This window comes from Pseudoalteromonas sp. 1181_04 (assembly GCF_052850545.1).
On sequence record NZ_VXCS01000003.1, the window covers coordinates 54192 to 79393 of the forward strand.

24 protein-coding genes are annotated in these 25202 nt (G+C 40.2%); 8 read left to right on the plus strand and 16 right to left on the minus strand.

The window, feature by feature from the left end; all coding sequences use genetic code 11:
• The first annotated feature begins 4 nt into the window (after window positions 1-4).
• Entirely contained in the window at window positions 5-1009 is a 1005-nt protein-coding gene (locus FW757_RS02955) for a LacI family DNA-binding transcriptional regulator (protein ID WP_182718297.1), read from the plus strand.
• Here the strand turns inward: FW757_RS02955 and FW757_RS02960 are convergent.
• From FW757_RS02960 to FW757_RS02980, 5 genes are read right to left on the minus strand one after another with little or no spacing between them, the layout of a single operon-like run.
• Window positions 996-2957, minus strand: coding sequence for a hybrid sensor histidine kinase/response regulator (locus tag FW757_RS02960; RefSeq protein WP_182718296.1), 1962 nt, complete (start codon window positions 2955-2957; stop codon window positions 996-998). The genes FW757_RS02955 and FW757_RS02960 overlap by 14 nt on opposite strands.
• Before the next feature lie 19 nt (window positions 2958-2976).
• Window positions 2977-3438, minus strand: a complete 462-nt coding sequence (locus tag FW757_RS02965) for a response regulator (RefSeq protein WP_145241192.1) — start codon at window positions 3436-3438, stop codon at window positions 2977-2979.
• Complete coding sequence (locus FW757_RS02970) at window positions 3439-4923, minus strand: sensor histidine kinase (protein ID WP_149981220.1); 1485 nt, start codon at window positions 4921-4923, stop codon at window positions 3439-3441.
• Between the two features lie 21 nt (window positions 4924-4944).
• A complete protein-coding gene (locus FW757_RS02975; RefSeq protein WP_145241196.1) occupies window positions 4945-5154 on the minus strand; it encodes a histidine kinase in 210 nt (69 codons plus the stop codon).
• A 31-nt stretch (window positions 5155-5185) separates the two neighbouring features.
• The gene (locus FW757_RS02980) at window positions 5186-6526 is read right to left on the minus strand and encodes a sigma-54-dependent transcriptional regulator (RefSeq protein ID WP_145241198.1); all 1341 of its coding nucleotides are present in this window, start codon (window positions 6524-6526) and stop codon (window positions 5186-5188) included.
• Window positions 6527-6679: 153 nt separating this feature from the next.
• Between FW757_RS02980 and FW757_RS02985 the strand changes: the two genes are divergently transcribed.
• The gene (locus FW757_RS02985; protein WP_182761533.1) at window positions 6680-7201 is read left to right on the plus strand and encodes an NUDIX hydrolase; all 522 of its coding nucleotides are present in this window, start codon (window positions 6680-6682) and stop codon (window positions 7199-7201) included.
• A 48-nt stretch (window positions 7202-7249) separates the two neighbouring features.
• Here FW757_RS02985 and FW757_RS02990 read toward each other — a convergent pair whose 3' ends face one another.
• Entirely contained in the window at window positions 7250-8281 is a 1032-nt protein-coding gene (locus FW757_RS02990; RefSeq protein ID WP_182761532.1) for an NAD(P)H-dependent flavin oxidoreductase, read from the minus strand.
• Window positions 8282-8471: 190 nt separating this feature from the next.
• Here FW757_RS02990 and FW757_RS02995 point away from each other — a divergent pair, with 190 nt between their 5' ends.
• Window positions 8472-9848, plus strand: coding sequence for an NAD-dependent succinate-semialdehyde dehydrogenase (locus tag FW757_RS02995; protein WP_446440843.1), 1377 nt, complete (start codon window positions 8472-8474; stop codon window positions 9846-9848).
• Window positions 9849-9936: 88 nt separating this feature from the next.
• On the opposite strand, the gene FW757_RS03000 is transcribed toward FW757_RS02995, so the two are convergent.
• The 3 genes from FW757_RS03000 to FW757_RS03010 form a co-directional block, all read right to left on the minus strand.
• Window positions 9937-11025, minus strand: a complete 1089-nt coding sequence (locus FW757_RS03000) for an endonuclease/exonuclease/phosphatase family protein (RefSeq protein WP_446440844.1) — start codon at window positions 11023-11025, stop codon at window positions 9937-9939.
• Window positions 11026-11039: 14 nt separating this feature from the next.
• Complete coding sequence (locus FW757_RS03005; RefSeq protein WP_446440845.1) at window positions 11040-11372, minus strand: hypothetical protein; 333 nt, start codon at window positions 11370-11372, stop codon at window positions 11040-11042.
• A 101-nt stretch (window positions 11373-11473) separates the two neighbouring features.
• On the minus strand, window positions 11474-11893 hold the full coding sequence (locus FW757_RS03010; RefSeq protein ID WP_145241209.1) for a hypothetical protein: 420 nt from the start codon (window positions 11891-11893) through the stop codon (window positions 11474-11476).
• A gap of 400 nt (window positions 11894-12293) precedes the next feature.
• On the opposite strand from FW757_RS03010, the gene FW757_RS03015 reads away from it, so the two are divergent.
• The 3 genes from FW757_RS03015 to FW757_RS03025 all read left to right on the plus strand — a co-directional run bounded on the left by FW757_RS03015 (window position 12294) and on the right by FW757_RS03025 (window position 16921).
• Window positions 12294-13874 (plus strand): ATP-binding cassette domain-containing protein, encoded by a 1581-nt coding sequence (locus FW757_RS03015; protein ID WP_182739793.1) that lies wholly within the window; start codon window positions 12294-12296, stop codon window positions 13872-13874.
• A gap of 69 nt (window positions 13875-13943) precedes the next feature.
• Window positions 13944-14801 (plus strand): rhombotarget lipoprotein, encoded by an 858-nt coding sequence (rhlP, locus tag FW757_RS03020; protein ID WP_182739794.1) that lies wholly within the window; start codon window positions 13944-13946, stop codon window positions 14799-14801.
• A gap of 65 nt (window positions 14802-14866) precedes the next feature.
• Window positions 14867-16921 (plus strand): TonB-dependent receptor, encoded by a 2055-nt coding sequence (locus FW757_RS03025; RefSeq protein ID WP_182739795.1) that lies wholly within the window; start codon window positions 14867-14869, stop codon window positions 16919-16921.
• A gap of 25 nt (window positions 16922-16946) precedes the next feature.
• Here the strand turns inward: FW757_RS03025 and FW757_RS03030 are convergent, their stop codons facing one another.
• The 5 genes from FW757_RS03030 to FW757_RS03050 form a co-directional block, all read right to left on the minus strand.
• A complete protein-coding gene (locus tag FW757_RS03030) occupies window positions 16947-18164 on the minus strand; it encodes a type II toxin-antitoxin system HipA family toxin (protein WP_182739796.1) in 1218 nt (405 codons plus the stop codon).
• Between the two features lie 2 nt (window positions 18165-18166).
• Window positions 18167-18430, minus strand: a complete 264-nt coding sequence (locus FW757_RS03035; RefSeq protein WP_145241219.1) for a helix-turn-helix domain-containing protein — start codon at window positions 18428-18430, stop codon at window positions 18167-18169.
• An 87-nt stretch (window positions 18431-18517) separates the two neighbouring features.
• Window positions 18518-19147 (minus strand): hypothetical protein, encoded by a 630-nt coding sequence (locus tag FW757_RS03040; RefSeq protein ID WP_182784152.1) that lies wholly within the window; start codon window positions 19145-19147, stop codon window positions 18518-18520.
• Window positions 19137-19718 (minus strand): sigma-70 family RNA polymerase sigma factor, encoded by a 582-nt coding sequence (locus FW757_RS03045; protein ID WP_145241223.1) that lies wholly within the window; start codon window positions 19716-19718, stop codon window positions 19137-19139. Before FW757_RS03045 ends, FW757_RS03040 begins: the two co-directional genes overlap by 11 nt.
• Before the next feature lie 180 nt (window positions 19719-19898).
• On the minus strand, window positions 19899-21641 hold the full coding sequence (locus tag FW757_RS03050; RefSeq protein WP_446440846.1) for a vWA domain-containing protein: 1743 nt from the start codon (window positions 21639-21641) through the stop codon (window positions 19899-19901).
• A gap of 158 nt (window positions 21642-21799) precedes the next feature.
• Here FW757_RS03050 and FW757_RS03055 point away from each other — a divergent pair, with 158 nt between their 5' ends.
• A complete protein-coding gene (locus FW757_RS03055) occupies window positions 21800-23014 on the plus strand; it encodes an MFS transporter (RefSeq protein ID WP_446440882.1) in 1215 nt (404 codons plus the stop codon).
• Between the two features lie 8 nt (window positions 23015-23022).
• Here the strand turns inward: FW757_RS03055 and FW757_RS03060 are convergent, their stop codons facing one another.
• Window positions 23023-23916, minus strand: coding sequence for an AraC family transcriptional regulator (locus FW757_RS03060; protein WP_145241227.1), 894 nt, complete (start codon window positions 23914-23916; stop codon window positions 23023-23025).
• A 310-nt stretch (window positions 23917-24226) separates the two neighbouring features.
• Between FW757_RS03060 and FW757_RS03065 the strand changes: the two genes are divergently transcribed.
• Window positions 24227-24745 (plus strand): carboxymuconolactone decarboxylase family protein, encoded by a 519-nt coding sequence (locus FW757_RS03065; RefSeq protein ID WP_182758143.1) that lies wholly within the window; start codon window positions 24227-24229, stop codon window positions 24743-24745.
• Between the two features lie 28 nt (window positions 24746-24773).
• On the opposite strand, the gene FW757_RS03070 is transcribed toward FW757_RS03065, so the two are convergent.
• Window positions 24774-25181, minus strand: a complete 408-nt coding sequence (locus FW757_RS03070) for a GFA family protein (protein WP_182718283.1) — start codon at window positions 25179-25181, stop codon at window positions 24774-24776.
• Window positions 25182-25202: the final 21 nt, after the last annotated feature.

The window sequence follows — 25202 nt, forward strand, 5'->3', positions numbered from 1 at the left end:
TATCATGGCGACCATTTATGAGGTGTCAAAACTTGCAGGGGTCTCATTAGCGACCGTTTCAAGGGTAATGAATAATAATACTAATGTCAGTGATGCAACGCGAAAAAAGGTAACCGTTGCGATGACACAGCTTGGTTACCGGCCTAATTCCATAGCACAATCTCTCGCATCTAATTGCTCGAATAGCGTAGGCTTGCTCGTTTCTGAGCTACACGGGCCATTTTATGGACCGATGATGAGCGACATTGAAAATGCGTTTCGTAATCAAGGTAAACACGTCATTATTACCGCAGGCCACAGTGATGCCGATCGTGAACAGCAAGGGATTGAGTTTTTAATTAGTCGCAATTGTGATGGCTTGATTTTACATGTTGAAGCCATCAGCGACGACTACTTGATAGAACTGAGTAAAGGCAGCACCCCCTTTGTACTGATCAACCGTTTGATCCCAGAGCTTGCCGATCGGTGTATCGTTTTAAATAATATCAAAGGTGGATATTTAGCAACCAAGTATGTCCTTGAGCAAGGCCATCGTGACATAGCTTACATTAGCGGGCCACTTTGGAAAAAAGATGCTCAGGATCGCTTAACCGGCCATAAACAGGCTCTCGCTGAATTTGACTTAGAATTTAATGAACAATTGCTTTATCAAGGCGATTTTATGGAAACCAGCGGCTCGGCAGGTTTTAAGTTATTCCATGAAAGTAACCACGCTTTTACAGCTTTAATTTGTGCTAATGATGAAATGGCCATTGGTGCAATGGCCACAGCCCGAGAATATAGCATTAAGCTTCCCGAACAATTGTCGATCATGGGTTATGACAACGTATTTTTTACCCGTCATATTTACCCGCCACTAACGACTATTAACTACCCAATTAATGATATAGGAAAAATGGCAGCAAAGTGGATTTTAAGCAAAGTTTACGGTAAGGGTGAATTACCGTTACAAACATTATTTGAGCCAGAACTGATCGTCCGTCAATCAATTATTACTAACCCTCAATAAGTTGGGTTAGTAATGCTAAATTAATCGGTTTAAGTAATACTTGCTCTATCTCAAGGAGTTCAATTTGCTTCGGTTCTGGCTGTATACCACTGACGATTACTCGCTTTAAATCTGGATAATACTGCTTTGTATAACGAGCTAAATCCAAGCCACTGCCATCAGGCAAATGCATATCTAATAACACTTTATCAAATTGAGAGTCATTTTTTAGAATTGCTAAAGTATGCTCATAACTAGTTGCAACAACGGTTTCAACCCCTAAACTTTCCAGTAATAACTGGGTGATTTGCGCCGCATCTGCATCATCTTCAACCAATAAAAAACGCGCACAACTTTTTACTCGCGCTGGTTGCGCTAATTTATCAACGGGCTTATTAGCTGCCATAGAGTAATTAGTTAAGCACTGATAAAGTAAGCTTGAATCAACAGGTTTGCCTATCACATCGTTAAAGCCCAGCGCCAATAACTCGCTATGTATACCTTTCATCGTGGCAGCAGTAAGCGCGATTACCGCACCCTTAAAACCCATTTTTCTAAGTTCAATCGTAGTTTCTTTGCCCCCCATCACCGGCATATGAATATCTAAAAATATAATGTCGTACGGATCACCTTGCTGTTGTGCTTTAGTTACTTTATCAAGTGCTTGCTTACCGTGTTCAGCATAATCAACCTTTGCACCAGCAGAAGAGATCATATGCCCAACTAACACCCGTAAATCTCGTAAATCATCAACCACCAATACTCGGCCACTGACTTTACAAGGGGCCATTTTTTGCTGCATATTAGGTGTCAAATCGAGCTTCAATACACTGCGCTCTACATATTGAATATTGCCCGGATACACTGAAATAGTAAATTCAGATCCATGACCAATAGCAGACTCTAATGTGATCCCGCCCTGCATACGACTCAACAATTCAGAGCAAATAGCTAAACCTAACCCCGCGCCGCCAACTGAGCGCGATTCTACATCGGCTATTTGTTCAAATGGTTTGAATATAAGTGCTTGTTTCTCAGGGGCAATACCCATTCCAGAATCTTTAATACTAAAAAACAGCATTTCACGGCCATCAATAACTTTTGTCCATGCGTGAACAATGATATCGCCTTGCTCGGTGAACTTAATCGCATTATTGATGATATTAATTAAAATTTGCCGAAACCGTGTCGCATCAATACTAATTACAAGAGGCAAAGGTTGTAATGACTCAAAACGCAGCGACAGCCCTTTATCCAGCGCAGATACTCGCATTAAGGTAAACACATCAGCCATTAAACTATCAAGGTTGACATCACTGCAGCTGAGCTCCAGTTTATCGGCAGCTATTTTTGATAAATCGAGAACATCATTTAACAAGCTAAGTAGATGCTTACCATTACGATAAATAACCCCTAACTCATTATTGGCATGATTGTTAAATTCACTTTGCATAAGCAACTCGGTATAGCCCAAGATTGACGATAACGGGGTGCGTAGCTCATGGCTTAAATGTGCTAAAAAGCGGTCTTTAGAACGATTCTCAGCCTCTGCTTTAAGTCGTTCAAGGCGTTCATCTTCAACATCGCGTCGGGCTAATGCGTAGCGAATAGAGCGGGCAAAGCGACTTGAGCTCATTTCACTTTTTACGAGGTAATCAACAGCTCCTGCATCCAAAGCGGCTAAATCAAGGGCGTCGTTTGATTGCCCGGTGAGCATAATGATAGGGCCATTAAAACCATTTTCTACAGCTTGTTTTAATACTGCTAAGCCGTCTGAAGCCCCTAAGCGGTAATCAAGCAGGCAAATATCATGATGATTTTTACTCAGCACCTTAACTGCCTGCTTGGGATCACTGATCCACTCTATATCAAATGTATGCGAACTCAGCTGCTCTAGATAATCACAGGTTAAAATATAATCATCTTCATCGTCTTCAACAAGTAACAGTCTGGTTGCCTTATCTAACATAGCGTCTCCAGTTTTTTATTTAGTCATTAAACGTACTAGGTAACTCTACAAACTCCACCCAGTACTTACCTAACGTTTTCATTAGTTCAACTAAGCCATCAAACGTAACTGGTTTAGTAATGTATGAAGCCGCGCCTAAATCGTAACCCTTAACCATGTCTTCCTCTTGCTTAGACGTGGTTAAAATAACTACAGGAATACCTTTTAAGTTTGAATTGCCTTTAATCGCTTGCAACGCTTCGCGTCCATCCATGCGTGGCATATTCAAATCCAATAAAATCAACCCAGGTCGTGGCGATGAGTTTTTGTCTTCAAACTTACCTTTACGCTCTAGGTACTCCAAAAGCTCCACACCATCTTCAACAAAGTATAACTCGTTTAATACACGGCTTTCAGCGAGTGCGTCTTGCGTTAATAAACGATCATCTTCATCATCATCAGCCATTAAAATGGTGATTGGCTTTACTTTAGAAAATGGCATTTAAGCCTCTCCTTGCAATGTGAAAAGCTCGCTTTCCACAGGTAGTTTTATGATGAAGGTTGCTCCCTCACCGGTTTCACTTTGTGCCGCTATCGTACCGCCGTGACGCTCTACAATACGTCGGCACACGGATAAACCAATCCCAGTGCCTTTATATTGCGAACGCCCATGCAGACGTTGAAACGGAACAAAAATTTTGTCGGTATATTCTGGCGCAAAACCAATACCGTTATCTTTAACTGTAATGATTTGCCATTCCAGCTCTGTATTATAATCATCATTAAATTCAGTCTGATGCTGATACTCAATAGTGATAATTGGTGCCACATCTGGACGTCTAAATTTCACCGCATTTGAAATCAAATTCAAAAATAGCTGCTGCATTTGGCTCAGATCTGCTTGTATTACTGGCATTTCGCCCACGTTGACCTGCGCATTTGACTCTTTAATCGCAATTTCTAAATCGCTTAGCACATCATCAAGTACTTGCTTTAAATCCGTATCGGCAAAGTCTTTACCACGTGTTGTCACTCGCGAAAACTCTAACAAGTCATTAATTAAATTAGACATTCTTTGCGCTGCATTTTTCATACGCGCGATATAATCAATGCCTTTTTCACCCAATTCGTCTTTAAACATGGTTTCTAAGCGATCACTAAATGCTTGAATTTTGCGCAGTGGCTCTTGCAAATCATGACTCGCTACAAAGGCAAACTCTTCAAGCTCACGGTTACTGCGACTTAGTTCATCAGAGTACAAGGTCAGCTCTTGTGTACGCTCGGTCACTTTACTAGCCAGTGTTTCGTTTTGATATTCAAGTTCCTGCTGATATTTTGCCGCTGTATGTAAGTTAATACGCGTGAGCATAAACATACCAAGGATCAATAAAGCACTGGTTACGGCAGTAATTGCAAAAGTGAGTTTGGCTTCTTTTTTAATTTGCCCTAACTTTCGAAACTGCACAGCTTTAAAAGCAGACTCCGCATCTTGAATTTCATCAGCGAGCTCTCTAATTTGCTCGTAAAGCTTACGGCCTTGATGCGTCTCTAGTAAATAATGAGCACGGCGTTCTTTATCTGCTAATGCTAAATCAACGGTTCTGGTTAATACCGCAACTTTATCATCAACCAAAAATAGTAATCGCGCTACTTTATCTGCTTGGCCTGCAATTTCAGTACGTAAATTTTTAACCAGTGTAGCTTGTGAGTTGAGCTGCATAATAGCGTCGTTGTAGGGTGCTAAATAATCTTTATCGCCCGTTAATAAGTAACCACGTTGTCCTGATTCTGCCTGCACAATTGAAAGATGAAGCTTCTCAATTGCGGTGTTTAACATATTAGTATCATCTAAACGCTGTTGGGTTTGAGTCAGGCTTTGAATGGTATTCATTGCCAAAATCGCATTCCCCACCACAATACACAGCAGCACCGCGATAAAACTGGCCCAGGTTACCTTGACCTTACCTTGTTGCTTTTGCAGCTTCATTTATAATCCTTTTATATTATCTTATTCAACGACGCCGAGATTCGATATTTGTTCTAAGCTGTCACTGCATTGCTGGCAATTACTTATTATTTTATCAAGTGCTGCCAATGCTTTTTCTTTTGGCATATCATTTTCTAGCACTAATTTAATCAATTCTGCATTCATCGATATACGATTCAGTGGTCCGCGTGCATCATGAATCAACTTATTGATTTTATCGTTATTAGCCATGCTACCCCTTTATTGATTACTTGAGTTTAATTTAGCTATATTCGCCAATACCACCATAGGCATTTAGACGGTTGTATAAAGTTTTAGTACTTATACCTAGCATTTGCGCTGCAAGCGTTTTATTACCTTGTACTTTATCCAACGTAGCGTGGATCAGCTCTTTTTCAACTTCTTCAATAGTTTGCCCTGCAGTCACTTGATTTGCTTGAGTTTGCTTATTCACTCGTGAAAATGGTGACTCTAAGTTATCTGGCAAAGTAATCGCTTTACCTTTTGGATCACTCATAATAAAAGCACGATGAATGCCGTGGCGCAGTTCTCGAACATTGCCTGGCCAATCATAGCTTTCAAGTAACTTTAATTGTGCAGTTTGCCATTGAAAGTCGGTATTGTTTTCTTCATTTAATTGATTTAAAAAAGCATTGGCTAATAAGGCAATATCTTCTTTTCTTTCACGCAGTGGTGGAATATCAATAGGAAATACCGCTAACCGAAAGTAGATATCTTCACGAATAACATTATTTTGCGCTAAATCTTCTAATGAACGGTTAGTCGCAGAAATCACTCGGCAATCTACCGCACTTTCTTTACTGCCACCTACTCGGGTTACTTTTTTAGTTTCTAACACGCGCAATAGATTAGGCTGCATATCTATTGGCATTTCAGTCACTTCGTCTAGAAATAATGTTCCGCCGGTTGCTTGCTCAAATACACCGTCTTTACGGGCAATAGCACCAGTAAAAGCCCCTTTCTCATGGCCAAATAATTCGCTACCAATAAGTTCTTTCGATAACGCACCGCAGTTAGTAGCCACCAAAGGTCCTGTACATGCGCTAGCATTGTGAATCGCTTGTGCGACAACTTCTTTACCAGCACCACTTTCACCCATTAACATTACGTTGGCGTTGGTGTTAGCAACGCGCTCAATCATGGTATACAAATGCTGCATTTGCGGCGATTCACCTATTAAGGTGCCAAAATGCTTTTTAATACTTGGCTCGGCTTTTTTCTTAGCCGTGGTTTTTTTAGGGTTGAGAAGGCGCTCAATATCTTCGCGCTGCAAGGGCTTAACTAGATGACCAACGTTAGGCTCACACATTTCAGCCAACTTACCTTTGACTGAAGGATGACCTGAAATAAGGGTTATTTTTGGTTTTTGACCAATACTTTTAAGGTGCTCAACCAAGTGTAAACCACTTCCATCAGGCAGCATAAAGTCTAACAATACATGGTCAAAGGTATTATTTACAAACCACTGCTCAGCCTCTGCTAAATTAGCAGCAGTATTAATGTTATGTCCTAAAAACTCTACGATATGACAAACGACATCACTAAACTCGCTATCATCATCAACTAACAGTATGTTTAACATGATAAATCCCTATGCTTATTATCATTGCCCAGCCCCACATCTTAACTGCCTTATTCTACAAAATCGATGCTTAACTGGAAATTTACGCTATCTAAATAGATTTAGATCTTTTTTGAGATATAATTTTTAAATTAAATTTTAAGGAACATTCTGATGCGCTTACTTAAAAGCACCGTTCATCCCAGTGTGAGTGCCAGCGAGCCACGTCAATTTACTCGCCTAACGAGCCGTGCTATTGCCTTAAAAGGCACTGATATTTTATTAATGTACACTGCCCGCTATGAAGATTTCAGCTTGCCTGGCGGCGGCATTGATGAAGGTGAAAGCATAGAGCAAGGATTAATCCGCGAGCTACAAGAAGAAACTGGCGCACAAAACATCAAAGTACTCGGTGAGTTTGGCCTTTATGAAGAATACCGCCCTTGGTATAAAGATGATTATGCAGTGATCCATATAAAGTCTTACTGCTATTTTTGTAGTCTTGATACGCAATTAGGGCAAGCGCAACTAGAACATTATGAGCAACAAAATGGCATGGTTGCTAAATGGGTTAATATTTATGATGCCATTGCTCATAATGAGCGAACGCTAGCAAACAGCGATAAGCAAGGGCTATCAATCATTCGCGAAACCTATTTACTAAAAGAGATTGCCAAACATATTACTAATTATTGATAACTATCACCCAGTAATAAGTTAGGGCTTTGATTCAATTTAAACCAATCACTTTTTCATAAGTAAATAGGTGATATCTTCTGCCGACATACCTACACGAGGGACATGCTTTTGGCCACACCACAGTGGTGAAAAATCATCGTGCCCTGCTTTTTCAGCGCTTGCTCTAAGTGCCGTTATCGCGGTACTGGCATGAGGGAATTCAGGCACACCTATAGCCAAAGCGCCTAACTCATCCATTACACGATTTTGAATGCCTCGTGCCGCCCGACCAGAAAATAACGTAGTAAGCGCAGTATTATCCGTTTTCTGATTTAAAATTGCTTGCTTATGAAGCGCTGAAGTTTGTGCCTCGCAACATAATAAGTAAGCACTCCCGACTTGCACAGCGGCTGCACCTAAAGCTTGCATTTGCTCTACATCATCAGCGGTTGCAATACCGCCTGCGGCAACAATAGGTAAAGAAAGACGTGCCACACAGTTTTGAACTAATTGCACAGTTGATTGCTGCAGACTTAAATCCATTGATAAAAAATGCCCTCGATGGCCTCCTGCTTCTAAACCCTGCGCAATAATAGCATCAGCGCCATTTTCACTCAGCCAAATAGCTTCATCTAAAGTGGTAGCGGTTGAAATCACTTTAGTGCCCCAGCTTTTGATTTGCGCCATAATCGTTTGCTCAGGTAAACCAAAGTGAAAACTTACCACCGCGGGTTTATAAGGGGCAATAATATCAACAACCGATTGACTAATAGGTTGACGAGAAGCCCCTGCAGTTAAGCTTTCAGCATCAATACCATACTCATCAAAATAAGGCGCAAGCAAATTATGCCATTGCTGCTTTTGTTGGCTGGTGTAATCACCGACCGTATGACAAAAAAAGTTAAGGTTATAGGGATTACTGGTCGCTTGAGTCAGTTTATCAAGCTCGCTCACTAACTGTTGTTTTGAGAGCATTGCACAGGGTAATGATCCTAAACCACCTGCGTTACTCACCGCAGCAGCTAAACGAAAATCTTGCACACCCGCCATCGGCGCTTGAATAAGCGCTAAATGCGTATTAAAAAAAGATAACGCCACAACATACTCCTTGTAACTTTTTCAGCCACCAGAACTTTTTACCGATACAAAAATAATAGCTGAGTAAAAATAATAATGAAAAAATTAAAAGCTGTTTTATAGCAACAACTTAAAATAATTAAATAGTTTAGCGCAGAGTTGGCGTTAGCTTTGCACTCCTTTACTCAATATTATTTGTAAGGAGATGAAAATGACTAACACAGTAACGACAATTAATCCTGCCACTGAACAAACTATTGCAGACTATACATTGCTTAACCTAGAGCAAGCAAAAAATGAGATAGATAAAAGTCATGAGGCTTTCTTAGAGTGGCGCCATATTTCATTGACCGATCGTGCTAAGTATTTAAACAAACTTGCACATGTATTCGAGCAACAAAAAGAGTCACTAGCAACATTGATGACTCAAGAAATGGGCAAATTATACAATCAAGGTCTACAAGAAGTAGAGCTTTGTGCAGCTATATGTCGTTACAGCGCCGAACATGGCCAAACGATATTAGCGGATGAAGAACGCCCTATGGAAAACGGTCGCGCTATAATTACATATCAACCGACAGGTGTGTTACTAGGCATACAACCTTGGAACTTTCCTCTCTACCAAGTAATTCGTTATGCCGTGACTAACATTATGGCTGGTAATACGGCAGTACTTAAACATGCTAGTAACGTGTTTGGTATGGCTGAAAAAATTGAAGAAATGTTCTCCGATGCAGGTTTCCCTAGTCATGTATTTAAAAATTTACTGATTGACGGTAAAACAGCCAGCGAGCTTATTAGCCATAAAGCAATCCGTGGTGTTACCTTTACTGGCAGTGATGGCACTGGTAAAAAAGTGGCTGAGCAAGCAGGTAAACACGTGAAGAAGACTGTCCTAGAGCTTGGTAGTAACGACGCTTACTTAGTACTTGATGATGCAGATTTAAAGCTGGCAATTAAAACCTGCCTGCAAGGACGGATGATCAATAACGGGCAAACCTGCGTATCAGCAAAACGTTTTGTGGTTGTTGAAGCCTTATACGATGAGTTTAAAAAAGGCATAACAGAGCAATTTAACGCCTTAATAGTTGGCGATCCTATGGATGAAAACACCGATCTTGGCCCAATGGCACGCGAGGATTTAAGAGACAAAATTCATAAACAAGTAATGCAATCAGTTGAGGCTGGTGCGTCTATTGTGACTGGTGGCGAAATACCTAAGCAAACGGGTTATTTCTATCCAGCCACATTACTTGAGAATCTCTCTCCCGGCATGCCGGCCTATGACGATGAATTATTTGGCCCGGTCGCTTCACTCATCAAAGCCAAAGATAACGAAGATGCGATGCGCATTGCCAACGACTCTCGCTATGGTCTAGGTGGCGGCATACTTTGTAAAGATGAAAAGAAAGCCATTGAGCTTGCTAAAAAGCATTTTGATACCGGTATGGTTAACATAAATGGTTATGGGCTGGCCCAGCCAAACTTACCATTTGGTGGTGTTAAAGACAGTGGTTATGGTCGTGAGCACGGCGGTTTTGGTATGAGAGAGTTTGTTAATATTAAAGCGATTATGATTAATAGCTAACTACTCCTAATAAAAAATACTCTAAAGGGCCTTAATTGGCCCTTTTTTTTATGACTAAATAAGTTAAGTGTACAATAACTGTTATTCGCTATATTTTACTTACTTCATCATTAAAGGTAGGCACTTCTCGGCTAGAAGTATTCTCCATTTGCAATTCATTAACCGCCTTTTGAATGTCCATGTCGTCATCTAGTTGCTGGTTACTATTACCAGGTTTGTGCACTAACTCAGTTAAAAGAGCAAAATGGTCCGAGCCATATTTTTCTAGCCGTTTTATACGTTTAACAGTAAAGCCATGGCTATGGAATAAGTGGTCAAGCGGCCAGCGCATAAAGAAATACCCAGCATGAAAGGTATTAAAAAAACCTCGGCCTTTGCGTGGATCTAAAAAGTCACTGATTTCCATAAATAAACGGGTACTTCTTGACCAAGCAACGTCATTTAAATCGCCGGCAACAATTGTTGGACGTTTGTTGTTCTTTAAAGCCTTAGCAAGCAAAATAAGTTCGGTATCTCGTGGCCTAGAGGTATCTTCTTCAGTAGGACTTGGAGGAGCAGGATGAATAAAATGACCTTGTACTTCAAGACCTTCTGCAGTTTCAAATAGAACGTGAATTGAGGGAATATCGTTTTCTACAAGCTCACATACTTGTTGTTTTTTTATCTTATATTTACTGTATAAATGCATGCCGTAGCGATTATCTTTCGGGCAAAATATTTTGTATGGATAATCTTCTTCAATGGCTGCAAGTTGCTGTTGCCATTTAGTATCTGACTCAAGCGTAATAAGTAAATCTGGCTGGTGTTCACGGACTAAATCTATTAAGTCTTGGTAGCGAGTGTTCGACATCAACACATTAGCCGACATAATACGAATACTATGCCCACTGCCTGCGGGACTTTGCGCCACTTCTTTTTTAGCAAGCCAAGTATAAGGATATATCCATTTACCTTGAATAAGCAAAATTACAGTTGCCATGATTAGCGACGATACAACCAAAGGCGATAGTACACTTAATGCAAAATAAACACCTAAAAGCAACCCAGCCAATGCAAGATAAAAAACCTGTAAACGAACAAAGTCGCAACTACGAATTAAATAATGCTGGCTGAAAGACATAGGTAAAAGTGTCACAACTAATAACACACTTAATATACTTACCAGCACAATTAGCATTCAATAATCCTTTATTAATAACGACTTAAAATTGACAAAATTTCGCGAGTATCATGCACCATATGAATGATGGTATCGTCTATTTCAATAGTAATACGACCATCACGGTCTATCGGTTTTACTACTCGACCATGGCGATAGATATCGTAATCTAATCTGTCACCTTTGTGGTACTTTTTTTGCCAACCAGGAGGCAATTGACCACCATTATCAACTTTTTTTTGTAATCTTGGCGGTAAACTCCCTTTACCTTTATTTTTGTCTTTGTCATGGTTATCATTTTTTGCAAAAGCTGCGCCGCTGCAAAGTACTAAGCCAAGCAAAGCAGTAGATAGAAGTGCTTTCATATTTTACTCCCTATTTAGTTCATTTAAAGAATAGCAATAATTCATGAACTCGTTATGAAGTAAATTAAATAACCGACATCAAGTTGTGACTTGGTAAAAATTTAGTGACGAGTAACAATAGAGAGAATCTCTCGAGTGTCATGCACTAAATGAATTAGCTGATCATCAACTTCCAGTAAAATTATCCCCTTTCGGTCATGACGCTCAACAACTCGACCACGGCGGTAAATATCTCTATCAAGGCGATCGCCACGATGATATTTTTTATACCAACCCGGCGGTAAGCCATGCCCGTAGCCTACTTTCTTGTATAAACCCGGCGGCAACTTTTTATAATCTGCTGACTTATGGTGTTTTTTATAATATTTTTTATGGTACTTTTTACTGTGCTTTTTATGCTCATGATGATGCTCATGGCGATGTTCATAACGATCATGTTCGCGCTCGTGCTTAGCATTTGCTGCAAACGGTAATAGGCTCAAACCAAGTACAGCCAAAGACAGGGGGATTAATTTATTCATAGCTACTTCCTAGCATAATCTGTGTGAATAACTAAAGCCTAACAAGTCAGCCTGAATGAAAGATGAAATGAATTGTAAACTTTGTAAAGATAGTGAGTGCTTACAGTTTTGTGTTTTAACAAACAATTAGTTAGCTATATTAAAGAAAATAAAATGCTGTAAAACAATAAATAATAAAAACTGGCTGACAGCTCACAACATATTCGTATATTATTAACTCACTGACCTTACTGGAGTTTGCGCATTAATGAATAACTAACACCTGTTGAAATTCGTTTTATTTTTTGAATTTACAGGGTTAGTGGGCGCAAAATTCGTCATATATCTTGCTATCGACTTAACGATACCTAGTTAATTTTAATTGCTTTGCGCGCCATGCCCTGAACACTCCAGAGGCATTATGCATACATTACACATCCACAATTTAAGCTATCAACACCCAGATGGCCAAACTCAATTTAAACAACTTAGTTTTTCAATAAATGAAAAGCTCACCGCGATCATTGGTGCTAATGGCAGCGGTAAATCAATATTGTTGAGTATATTGGCAAACCAACAACAACCTAGTTCGGGACATGTTGAATTTAGTGGTACTCGCGTGCTTATTTCACAGCAACAATTAAGTGAGCAGCACCTTCAAACATCGTCATCCACGATTGCACAACTATTAGGAGTTGATAAAAAGTTAGCCGCCCTTAATCGTATTGAACAAGGAAGCTGCCATGAGGCTGACTTTAACCTAATCGATGATGATTGGTTATGCGAGCAATATTACAAACAACAACTTTTAGCCCTTGCTATTGATACCTCATTAAACCAGCCAATTAAGCATTTAAGCGGCGGTCAACAGCGGCGTTTGATGCTATTTTGCGCGTTGCAAACAAAGCCTGATTTACTGATTTTAGATGAGCCAAGTAACCATTTAGACCAATCAGCAAAGCAATGGCTAATTGACCAATTACATGCGTTTAAAGGGCAAGTAATTGTAGTAAGTCATGACCGCCAATTACTTAATCAATGCGATGCTATTATTGAGCTCAGCAGCCAAGGTGTTCATTATGAAACGGGTAACTATCGGCATTTTAGCCAACAGAAATCGCTGCAACAAACTGCGCTTACAAAGCAAATTAATAATCTTGACAAGGAGCGACAAAAACACCTTCAGCAAACCCAGCTTAATCGTGAAAAAGCCCAACAAAGAGCAGCACAAGGTAATAAAAAACGTAACACCACCAGCCAACCAAAAGTGATGTTAGACTTTAAGAAAAACAGTGCCCAAGCAAGTAAAGGCGCTTCTGAGCGGCTAGCCTCAGCCAAACGCAAAGCCCTAACCGAAAAACGCCAAACACTTCAACAGCAGTTACCAAATAGTAAAGCTAAAACAGTAAAGTTTACGCAACCGACTAGCAATAAACGCCTACTATTTATTGAAAAACTTACTTTGCCATTTTCAAGCGCTAATAAAGCAATCACCCTGCAAATTTTTAGTGGTGATAAGTTACACCTAAAAGGATCCAATGGCAGCGGTAAGTCAACATTACTCCGGATGATTAATGACTCGGCAAATTCACCAGTATCAACAGCGCTTCAATTAAATAGTAAAGTGCTTTATATAGATCAACACAGCTCTTTTTTAGGAGCAACAGACACTTTATGCAATGCATTAGAAAAACACTGTCAGCTAAAACAACAAACAGTACGCCATTTGCTTGCGAATATTGGCTTTAAGGGAGAGAATATTTATCGGCCAATTAGCCAATTAAGCGGCGGCGAGAAAATGCAATTAGCCATGCTTATAGCGGCGCAAAATGCGCAGCACTCTTTATTGTTACTCGATGAACCCGATAACCACTTGGACTTGGCTAACAAGCAACATCTTGCGCAAAATCTGGCTGATTTTACTGGCAGCTTTATATTGGTGAGCCACGATGAGGAGTTTATTAAGCAATCTAATGTACTAACTAACATTATCTTAAAATAGCACAGCGAGAACTTTTTCATCGTTTCAGGTTCAAACTCATCGGATCACTTAATTATAAAAAGGAATAATATGAAAACTCTACAATTGGTTTTGGTGATTGTAATTACTTCGTTAGCTGGCTGCAGTAGTATGCTCAGCCAAAATACGAATCAAAAAACTCGCTCAAGTAGTCTCGTGGATTTTCTATACCCTGATGAACAAAGCCGTCAGGCTCATCAACCAAGCATACCAACGCTTAACTTACCCGCAACTGTAGGTATCGCATTTATTCCTAACCAATATGACTCTGGCATTCGCAGTAACGACGAAATTGCCTTGCTTGAGAAAGTAAAAAAACAGTTTATGCAATATGACTACATTGACCGTATTGAAGTTATTCCTAGTAGTTATTTAAAAGGAGGTCAAGGATTTACCACTCTTGAGCAAGTATCTAGATTATATGACGTTGATATTATTGCGCTGGTATCATATGACCAAGTATCACAAACTCTCGAAAATAATGCTGCATTCTTATATTTAACAATTGTGGGGTTATACGTTATTCCTGGCAACGAAAACACCGTACAAACTTTTGTTGATACAGCTGTTTTCGATGTGAAAAGTAGAAAAATGCTGTTTCGAGCTCCGGGAATTAACAAAGTAGAGCAACGCAGTACAGCCGTCGGTATTGATGAAACCTTAAACGAGCAGTCGCAAGGCAGCTTTAGCTTAGCTGTTGATGACATGATCACAAACTTAGATGCTGAACTTGGGTCATTTAAAACCCGTGTCAAAGAAGACAAAATAGCCAATGTTAATCATAAAGACGGCAGCAGTGGTGGCAGTTTATATTTCTTATTAATGTTACTAACTGCTATGTTAATTTTAAAACAACACGAGCAAATAACTAAACAGCTCTACATTAAACTAACAAGCGTTTATCGCTAAAGCTTTAGAATTCCTAAAAAAGGTTATATCCTGCCCTTTTGAAATATCTTAGATAAAGGGCTTTCATGCTTTCTCGATTATTACCTCTGGCGCTGATCACACCTACAGCCTTTAATTCTTTCGCCGCGCAAAACGACATTGAACGCATTACCACTACAGCATCTCGTGCTGAGGTACGCGCCGATCCTCTACCTTTAGTAATAAGCAGTATCACTAAAGCGCAGTTAGATTTAATCGCACCGACCCATATCGAGCAAGTATTAAAGCAAGTTGCAGGTGCCAATGTACAACATGGTAACGGTCAAGAATATTTGCCCGCACTGCGCTCTCCGGTGCTTTCTGGCGCTGGCGCCTGTGGCGGTATTTTAACAGCCGAAGATGGCATCCCCCTGCGTGCGGCAGGCTTTTGCAATATTAACGAATTGTTTGAAGCGCACACCGAAATGGCGCAACGTATTGAAGTTTTAAAAGGCCCAGGCTCTGCCCTTTACGGCTCAAATGCTGTGCATGGCGTAATTAATGTGATCACCCCTGATACCACTTATGATGAACATTTGCTCGGCGTTGATTTAGGCTCTTACGGTTACAACCGGTTCAAACTGCGCAGCGGAAAAGATTTAGGCAATCAAGGATTTGGTATTAATGCCAGTATCACTCGCGATACCGGATACCGTGATGACGAAAGCGTAGACCAAGAAAAGCTCAATCTGCGCCATCGCTATACAAGTGATGATCTATCCGTCACTACAGGATTGAGCTATACCCACTTAGATCAAAAAACTGCCGGATTTATTGAAGGCTTTGAAAGCTATAAAAACGATGAAATAGCCCAGCAAAACTTTGATCCTGATGCATTTAGAAAAGCCCGCTCATTTCGGCTTTGGTCAAAAACACAATGGCAAACAGCAAAAGATACGCTAACCATTACCCCGTATGTGCGCAATCAAAGTATGACCTTCTTTAAGCATTTTTTACCGGGCACACCGCTTGAAGAAAACAGCCAAAATGGCGTTGGCGTGCAATCACTTTGGCAGCATGCGTATTCAAACGAATTAACTGTTAATTTAGGGCTAGACAGCGAATACACCCGTGCAGATTTTTTGCAATATCAAGACGAGCCAACTCAAGGTTCAGCATTTTTAGTAGCAACTGTGCCACAAGGTAAGCATTACGATTACGATGTAACCAGCACCCTACTCGCCCCTTTTATTAGCCTTGATTGGCAATGGCAGCAACTCGCTATCAGTTTAGGCGCACGCTTTGAGCAGCTTGATTACGACTACACCAATAATATGCTGGCTGGTCGCACTGACGAGAATGGCAGCGAATGTGGATTTGGCGGTTGTCGTTACTCGCGCCCGCCAAGTAGTAAGAATACCTTTACAAATACATCGCCTAAACTTGGCTTGAGTTATCAATTAAGTGCTGATAATTATTTATATGCAAACCTATCTCGCGGTTACCGTGCGCCGCAAGCGGCTGAACTTTATCAGCTACAGCGCGAACAACAAGTGGCTGATCTCGAATCTGAAACAGCAGACAATCTAGAAGTGGGCCTCAAAGGGCAATATCAACAACTGCATTATGTATTCTCAGCGTATGCGATGAATAAACAAAACGTGATTTTTCGCGACAGCGACTTTTTTACCATTAATGATGGGCAAACTCAGCACCGTGGTATTGAACTGGAGCTGGATTATCAACTTACTCAGTCGATTCAACTTGCCCTAGCAGCAAGCCATGCAATACACACATACGACTATGACCAAGTTTTATCTGAAGTAAACATTAACGGTAACGACATAGACACAGCACCGCGTAATATCGCCAACCTACAAGCTAACTGGCAAGTCACCAATAACACCTTAATTGCTATTGAGTGGCATCATGTCAGTGACTATTTCACCGATCCTGAAAACCAACACAGTTACGCAGGCCATGACTTACTAAATTTACGCGCAGCATGGCAACTGACTGAACAATTGAAACTAACCGCGCGCATTAACAATCTATTTGATACCGCCTATGCAGAGCGTGCCGATTACACCAGCTTTACTGGCGACCGTTATTTTCCTGGGCGACCACGTAATATAATGTTCTCAGCAAGTTACGCTTGGTAAATATTGAATTAAGTGATTTCTGCTATTACTCAAACTTTTTCTTTTTATCATGTCGATATGATTTTGAATTGTAAGTTGCAGTCATCACTTTATCAACTCCAGCTAAAATCGACTCTTTTAAACCACTTAAGAGCAAGACTTCTTGTGACCTTGAAACATACTCTATAACCCCTTGAGCTAACGATTCAACAATCTCTTGCGCATTCCTAATTACGATATGACCTTGATTAGCCAGCTTAATTAAGTGATCACAGTCTGGAAACTCTTTGCTCTTACAAATATTAAGTGCCATTTTATTATTGATGGTTGGATAAATTAATGTATGAGTAATATCAAAAGGTGGAGAAACAAAAATATTGCTCATATCTGGCGTGTACTGCAGCGCAAAATTTTTAAGATGGGCGTCACCGTTACCAATTAAACAACTGAAAACGATGTACTTATACATTTTTTCAACTTCGAGCATATTATTCGTGTACAAATAGGTTGCTTTCAGTAGGGTTTCGTAACTTCCCCGATATTTTTCATCGGGATCTGAAGAGCGCTTCATCAAAGTTGTAAAGTCTTCATAACCTAGCAACTGAGTGCCACTTTCACCACGATCAAAGCGTTCAATCACAAATGTTTCAAGGTTATCAGATAAATACGTATTTGGCGGTGCTAGACCGCAATATTTAGCTGCTTGCATGCACACATATTCATTAACAGTAAGCAGCTCAAACTCTTCATCAAATGATTTTACGATCAGATCTTTTTGATGAACTGTTCGCTCAACACTTGGAATACTTACTTTGGGTTGCATTCCTGACAAGGTATTCCTGAGATAGTATTTTTCTAATAACTGCGGAAATAAAGGCTGTGCATGCGAATACGTAAGAATATCGTTAAGTGACACGCTATCAACTTGCGGTAATTTAAAGTCACCTTGGTAAGATAACATGCCAATACCATCACTTCCTTGCAAAGCTAATAAGTACATGTCGTTAACTTTGGCGTAACGAGCAAGCCTTTGTGCAATGTATCTACGGTTATGCCCTTCAGGCAAATTTTGCGCAAAAATAGGATGCAATGCACCAGATCGATAACTATCATCCATGCCTTTTTCAGTCATAGTTAATGATAGATTAAACTCATTTTGCGTTTGCTTATAATCGTGTATTGCATCATGAGTTAGCACACCCAGCTCTTTGTCATCTATACACACTGTCAACTTTTGTACTTTTTCAGGTAGGTTAAAAGCCATCACTAGCTATCCTCACTAAAAAGATCGTTTAATTCATCCCAACGAGGTAACCGTGATTTAGACAAAGTTCTTGGTACTACAGCTAGCTCATAATCTAAATAATGAGTATAACGCTCAAGGATATCCAATGATCCTGTAAATTTACCGTTTTCAATTTCAGATAGTGTGCTTTTATTAATGTTCGTCAATTTTTGCACTTCTCGTTGTGTTAGTTGTTTTTCTTTTCGCGCCTGAGCAAGCGCTTTTCCTATTTCTATTCTATTCATCGCAGCCACCAGAAACTCGCCATATAGCGAACATGGTAGTATAAAACAAAAAATATAGCTATATAGCGAACATAACTAGATTACCTTTTACTGTAATAGCTGTTTATACTGCTCAGTTAAGTGCACCTTGAGTTCTGGGTGCGCTACTAATAACTCAGCAAGCTGAGCTTTAGCGGCGGTTGTTTCACCATCAGCAATAAGTGTATCTATACGTTTAAATTTATTTGCTACCTCTGCGGTGATAATTTCAAGCTCTAATAATACTTCGCTTTTAGCGGTCATGCTTTGCGACTCAAATTGCCGTCCTGCCATGTAAGATTGTGTACTGCGTTGAAGCCTTTGAGTTTGCTTTAATTGCTCTAGCTGCTTTTGTTCTAGCACTTCGCTTTGCATCATTTCAGACAAGGCTGCAGGTGCTAAAGCAGTCTGTTCATCGGCTAAAATTTGTAGATCATTCATTGCCTCTGACGGCTTAAGATACTGAGTAGTATTTTGCATATATAAAACCGCGACTAACACCAGTGATGCCGCAGTAGATAATTGCCCATACCAAGTTTGGTAAAAGCGTTTGCGCTTATTAATATTGGTTACTTTGTTAGCATTAGCGGCTTCAGCTGCATGTTGTAATATTTGCTCATCAAGTTGTAAGCTTGGTTGCTCCGTTGCACCTCGTTTATAAAGTGAAGCAATATCATGATCGGTTAACTTATCGCTCATTGTTAGTCTCCATTTTATACTTGATACATTGCTTTAGCTTGGCTAGCGCGTAACGGATGCGGCTTTTGATATTTTCAGTTGTTTCTACCGCTAGTTCGGCAATTTCTTTGAGGGTAAAATCAGCTTCGTGTTTAAGTAAAAACGCCTCTTTTTGCTCACGTGGCAATTGTGCTAGGCACACTTTTAACTGCGCTGCTTGCTGAGCCTGCTCGAGCTTTTCAGCATCTGGTCGACTGTTATGATCAGCAAATTCGGCAATTTCAATGTCTTGATTATCACCGTCTAGCCATTTGTTTTGCGTACCAGTGCGGCGGTAATGATCAATCAATTCATTGTGCGCAATACGATACAACCAAGTGGTAAACTTAGCGCTCACTTGATACTGTGAGCGCGCTTTTATCAGCTTATTCCAGACTTCTTGATAAAGCTCTTCAGCCACTTGCGGGTTTGCGCACTGGCGTAAAAAATAACGATATAAGCTATTTTTATGGCGTAGGTACAGCTGGGTAAAAGCCTGTACATCACCTTGTCCATAACTCAACATTAATTGCTCATCAGCTAGTTCTGTCATAACATCCTTTACTTAAATCATACCAATCGTGTTAAGTTATTAGTCATTTATAGCGACATATAAATAGAGTGATAACAAGGCATAAACTTTGACATATAGTTGTTCTATTTGAGAAATTTATAACACAGTTAGCGCTTTATTTAGCGCGCTAGAATGACTAAATATTTAAGTTGATTGGTATCACAGTGCCGCAGCATTATTAACGAGTTGCACAAACTCACTACGATAGCCAAATGTGTCTATGCCTTTGTTAGCGGTTGCCAATTTAGCGCAATCTTCATACTGCCAGTCTCCGATATATTTTGCACCTTTTAATAACTGCGCAAAACCAGCCACTGCGGCGGCAAATTTAAAGTCTTGGCTGGCTTGCGATAAAGGCAGTTCACCTTTAGGTGTTGCAACAGCTTGAGTGATCAACTTACTTTGCTCAGCGTCAGGCTGTTTATAACGCACTTTTACAAAGGCGAGTTCATTGCTGGTAGCCAGTTTTTTGTCTTCTTTAGATTGGTAACGCAGCTCATAAATTTGTTTATGAGCTGCGTTGGCTAAGGTTATTTCATACAGCGCAGTCACGCTATGCCCTGCCCCTAACTCTGCGGCATCGACCTTATCGTTATTAAAATCTTCATTAGCGAGTACGCGATTTTGATAACCAATTAAACGATATTCAGCCACCTGCTGTGGATTGAATTCCACTTGAATTTTTACGTCTTTGGCAATAATTTGCATGGTACTGCTGAGTTCATCGACCAGTACTTTGCGTGCTTCGTTTATGTTATCTATGTAAGCATGCTGGCCGTTACCTATATTTGCCAGTTGCTCCATTAGGCCATCATTATAATTACCTTGGCCAAATCCCAAAGTAGTTAAGGCAATCCCCGTCTTGCGCTTAGATGCCACCAGCTCTTTGAGTTTATCGATTGATTGGGTGCCCACATTAAAGTCGCCATCAGTGGCTAAAATCACCCGATTAATACCTCCTTTTTTAAAATTTTCGGCCGCAATTTGATAAGCCAGTTCAATACCTTGCTCGCCATTAGTTGAGCCGCCTGCTGCCAGTTTATCTAACGCGGCGCTGATAGTTTGTTGATCATTGCCTTTCGTTGCTGGCAAAACCACGCCTGCGGCACCGGCATACACGACAATGGCAACTGAATCATTTTCATCTAATTGTTTAGTTAACATGGTTAAACTGGTTTTTAATAAGGGTAACTTATTTGGTGCATTCATAGAGCCAGATACATCCAGTAAAAACACTAAATTCGCTGCCTTTAAATCGGCTTTTTCAATCTCAAAACCTTTAATGCCAATTTTTAACAGTTGCCGATGCTCATTCCAAGGAGCTGTTGCCATCTCGGTATGAACATTAAAAGGTGTAGCTATGCTATTGGGTGCACTGTAATCGTAGTCAAAATAATTAATAAAAGCTTCTTCACGAACTGCGTCATTAGGTGGTAATTTCCCCATATTGAGCATACGCCGAGTATTGCTGTAACTGCCCGTATCAACATCAATTGAAAAGGTTGAAACCGGTTCAGTACCAACTTGTTTTACTGGGTTTTGCTGGGATTTCAAATAGTTTTCACGTTCTTGCTCTGACACTACGACTACATCATCAATTGGAGTCCGTGGCATCGGCTGTAACTGTAATTCAGAGCGCGGCATAGCAACGCTTTCATGCATCATTCCTTGTGGCATTGCCGTATATCTTACGGCATGTTGCATCTGTATTTTTTGAGCTTGCAGCTCCAATTGCTGCTCATCGGTTTGATTAATTGGCGCCGCGTTGTTTACTTGGCTTTGTTGTTTATCAACCTCATGTGGCGCACTTTGCTCACAGCCAGTTAAGCTAACTATCACCGCAAGGCTCAACATAGTTAAACGTAAATTAACCTGCTGGGCATTAGTAATCTTGTTATTCATAAAGTCACCTTGTTATCTATTAAATTCGTAATTAGTAAGGTTATTAACGGATGACTATAAAAAGTGGGGTTAATTATTTTTTAATGAGCATCTATTCGTCCCATTTAATATCTACGTTACGAGTGCTGAGTTATAATTGCGCTCCCTCTTTCTTATTGATGATTTTAGTTTTGAACTCGACTGCCATTAAAAGAACTGCTTTTTCTTCTGCTATTTTAATTTTAGGCATTATCTTTATTGCCGCTAACTTACGCGCACCGGTTACAGGGCTTGCGCCTGTGCTTGAGCAAATAATCTTAAGCTTTGCTTTAACTCCATCTCAAGCCGGTATGCTCACTACTTTGCCATTAATTGCCTTTGCTTTAGCCAGTCCGATGGCGGCAAATCTTGCTAAAAAACAAGGCTTAGAAATATCACTGTTTATTGCGCTTATTCTGATTGGTTTAGGCTTGGCTTCGCGGCTAATTGACTCTATGCCAATGCTTTACTTAGGCACTGCAGTCATTGGTATAGGTATCGCAATTGGTAACGTACTATTACCGAGCTTAATTAAACGCGACTTTCCGCATAAAGTGGCCGTGATGACCTCTACTTACGTACTAGCGATGGGCATTTTTGGTGGCAGTTATGCCGCGCTTATTATTCCGCTGGCTGAATATAAAAGTATCGGCTGGCAATTAGCCCTTGCTTGTTATGGCTTACTTACCCTAGTGAGTATTGTTATTTGGCTACCACAGTTAAAACTTCATACTAAGCCAACAAAAGATCTACTGGCGAGTGTCAACACCAACAAAGTATGGCACGAGGCGCTTGCGTGGCAAATTACCTTATTGCTGGGGTTAAATTCATTTTTTACCTATATTATGATTAGTTGGTTGCCGAGCATTTTGCTTGAAGGTGGCCATACAGCTCAGCATGCGGGTGCGCTACAAGGTGCCTTTCAAGTAGCGTCTGCAGTGCCTGGCATTATCTTAATACCACTGCTGGCAAAGCTTAAAGATCAACGTATTTTAACCAGCTTGTTAGCACTAATAGCCGCAACATGCTCACTTGGGCTGCTCTATTTACCTGAGTTTGCCTCTTTGTGGGCAGTCACCTTAGGATTTTGCTCAGGCGCCTGCTTTATTTTAGGTTTATCGTTTATTAGCTTACGTACTCATGACACCCGTCAGGCTACATCACTTTCAGGCATGGCACAGTGCTTGGGCTATTTACTTGCCGCCTCTGGGCCGATTATCGCAGGCTCATTACATAGCTACTTTGGCAATTGGACAACCACCTTATGGTTATGTGCTTTTGCGAGTGCATTGTGCGCCGTATTTGGTTATTTAGGTGGACGTAATATCACCATGAGAAGTGACAGCAATACCTAACTACATGCCTAAATAAATGCATTGCTTAAACGCAATGCATTTATATCTTTAAGAGGAGGACGACCGAAAAATCGGGTGTACTCTCGGCTAAATTGTGAGGCGCTTTCATAGCCCACTTGCAAAGCAGCCGTATTCGCATCAAGGCGCTGATTCAGCATTAATTGCCTCGCCTCTTGTAAACGTAAATTCTTGATATATTGCAAAGGGCTGAGTTTAGTCACTTCTCGAAAGTGCTGGCGAAACGTTGATTCACTCATATGCGCCTCAGCAGCTAAGTCAACTATCGAAAAATCATCTTTATAATTTTGTTTTAACCAATATAAAATTTTAGCTATTTTTTGACTAGCGGATCCTGCGGTTACTATTTGCCTTAATTGATAACTATGTGGGCTTTGTAATAACCGAAAAACAATCTCCTCTTGGATTAAAGGGGCTAGTTGCAAAAGCAGCTTAGGCTCGTTTAATAATTTAATCAGCCTATTTATAGCATCTAAAAGACCCTCATCAGCATCGACTACCGACATAGCGCATTGACGAGCTACACAATCTTGAGATGAAAAATCCATATTAGCAACTGCTTGACCTAAAACTTTACTGTCGATACATAAGTGCAACCCTAAAAAAGGGCGTTGTATAGACGCTGAAGTAATATGGCTTACAACTGGCACATCAACAGAGGCAACTAATGTTTGTCCTTCTGCATAATCATAAATATCTTCGCCCAAGGTAACACGCTTGCCACCTTGCACAGTAATGCCTAAACCAAGCCCATAAACACATGGCATAGGCTCAGACACATTGCTGCGACGTACTAATTTAAGCGCATCTATCTGAGTGTTAAAAATACCATCGTGTGTAGCAATTGCTAACACGGATTCGGTTAAGGTCTGTTTACTAGTCATCGCGTTTTAATTTGATCTCATCATACTTTAATCAAAGCTTAGCACTAAGCACACTCATAAATATTAAAAACAATCACGATCTGTTGTTTTAGGCAAAAAACACATTGGTTTTAACAAACACATTTAGCCATTATCAGTAATAATAAATATTCGCTCAGGCATATTAATGCGCTGACAGGTTATCACTATAAAAACCCAAATAATTCACTTCTCTACGCACTATTTTAAACAGCAAATTAAGCAGCCTAAGGTAAAGCTTACCTACTGCGATATTTTTGCTTTTTAACAATTTAATTTTTAAAGAGACATTATGCTTAAAGTAAATAACCACACAAAATACCCGTTTGTTGCAGCTATTGCCGCACTTGCAGCAATGGGGGAGTTATATCGTCTAAAAAACTTGTTGAACGAAGCCTTAGATAAAGGACATACCATTGATGAGCTTAATAGTGCATTTTCTTATATGGTTACCTACATTGGTGCCCCTCGGGCGTTAAATAGCCTAAACGTGCTAAAACAAATATGTTTGCAAAGACAGCCAAATCGTACAGCATTGGTTGAGCAAGAAATTGAACACCTATCCACGACTAAAATAAACAGCGCCCAAAGCAGGCTTTCTCATCACTGTTACTTGGCAATAAAGCTGGGGGCATTGGCAGTGGAAGATAATTTTCAAGCTCTGCTTCAAGCCCATTTAGTTACATGTCTTGATTCGCAATTTGAAGCAGCACACATAAATGCCGTGATCAATTCACTGGCTATTAAAGCAGATATAAACGTAGCAATGCGCGCTAATTTATCTTTTGCAAAATTGTTAGAGCGCGCATAGTAGTAATATACATTACGAAATTAGACGCTTAAGGCACAGTATCAAAGCCAGTTATAGTGTTTAGCTCTTTTAACCAAGATGGGCTTGAACGACACCAAATTTGTGCTTTAGGAATAAGTTGCTCACGCTGCTCAATAGCCCCAATACGTAGGCCATAAATTTTATCGCCATCACCGACTGACGTTGCATACAAAGAGGTGCCGCAATTACCACAAAATCCCTGTGCACGCTTATTACCACTTTCGGCTGTTTTTATATATTCTTTCGGCGCAGCTGCAGTAAACGTAACCGCGTTAGGATGTGATATAACCACAGTGCGAAATGGGGAACTTGCGATAATTTGGCAATCAGTACAATGACAATTTATTACTTTATTTTCATCAACTTCAGCATGGTAAGTAACCTCACCACAATGACAACGTCCGGTAATTTGCATTTAAGATCCCTACATAGAATT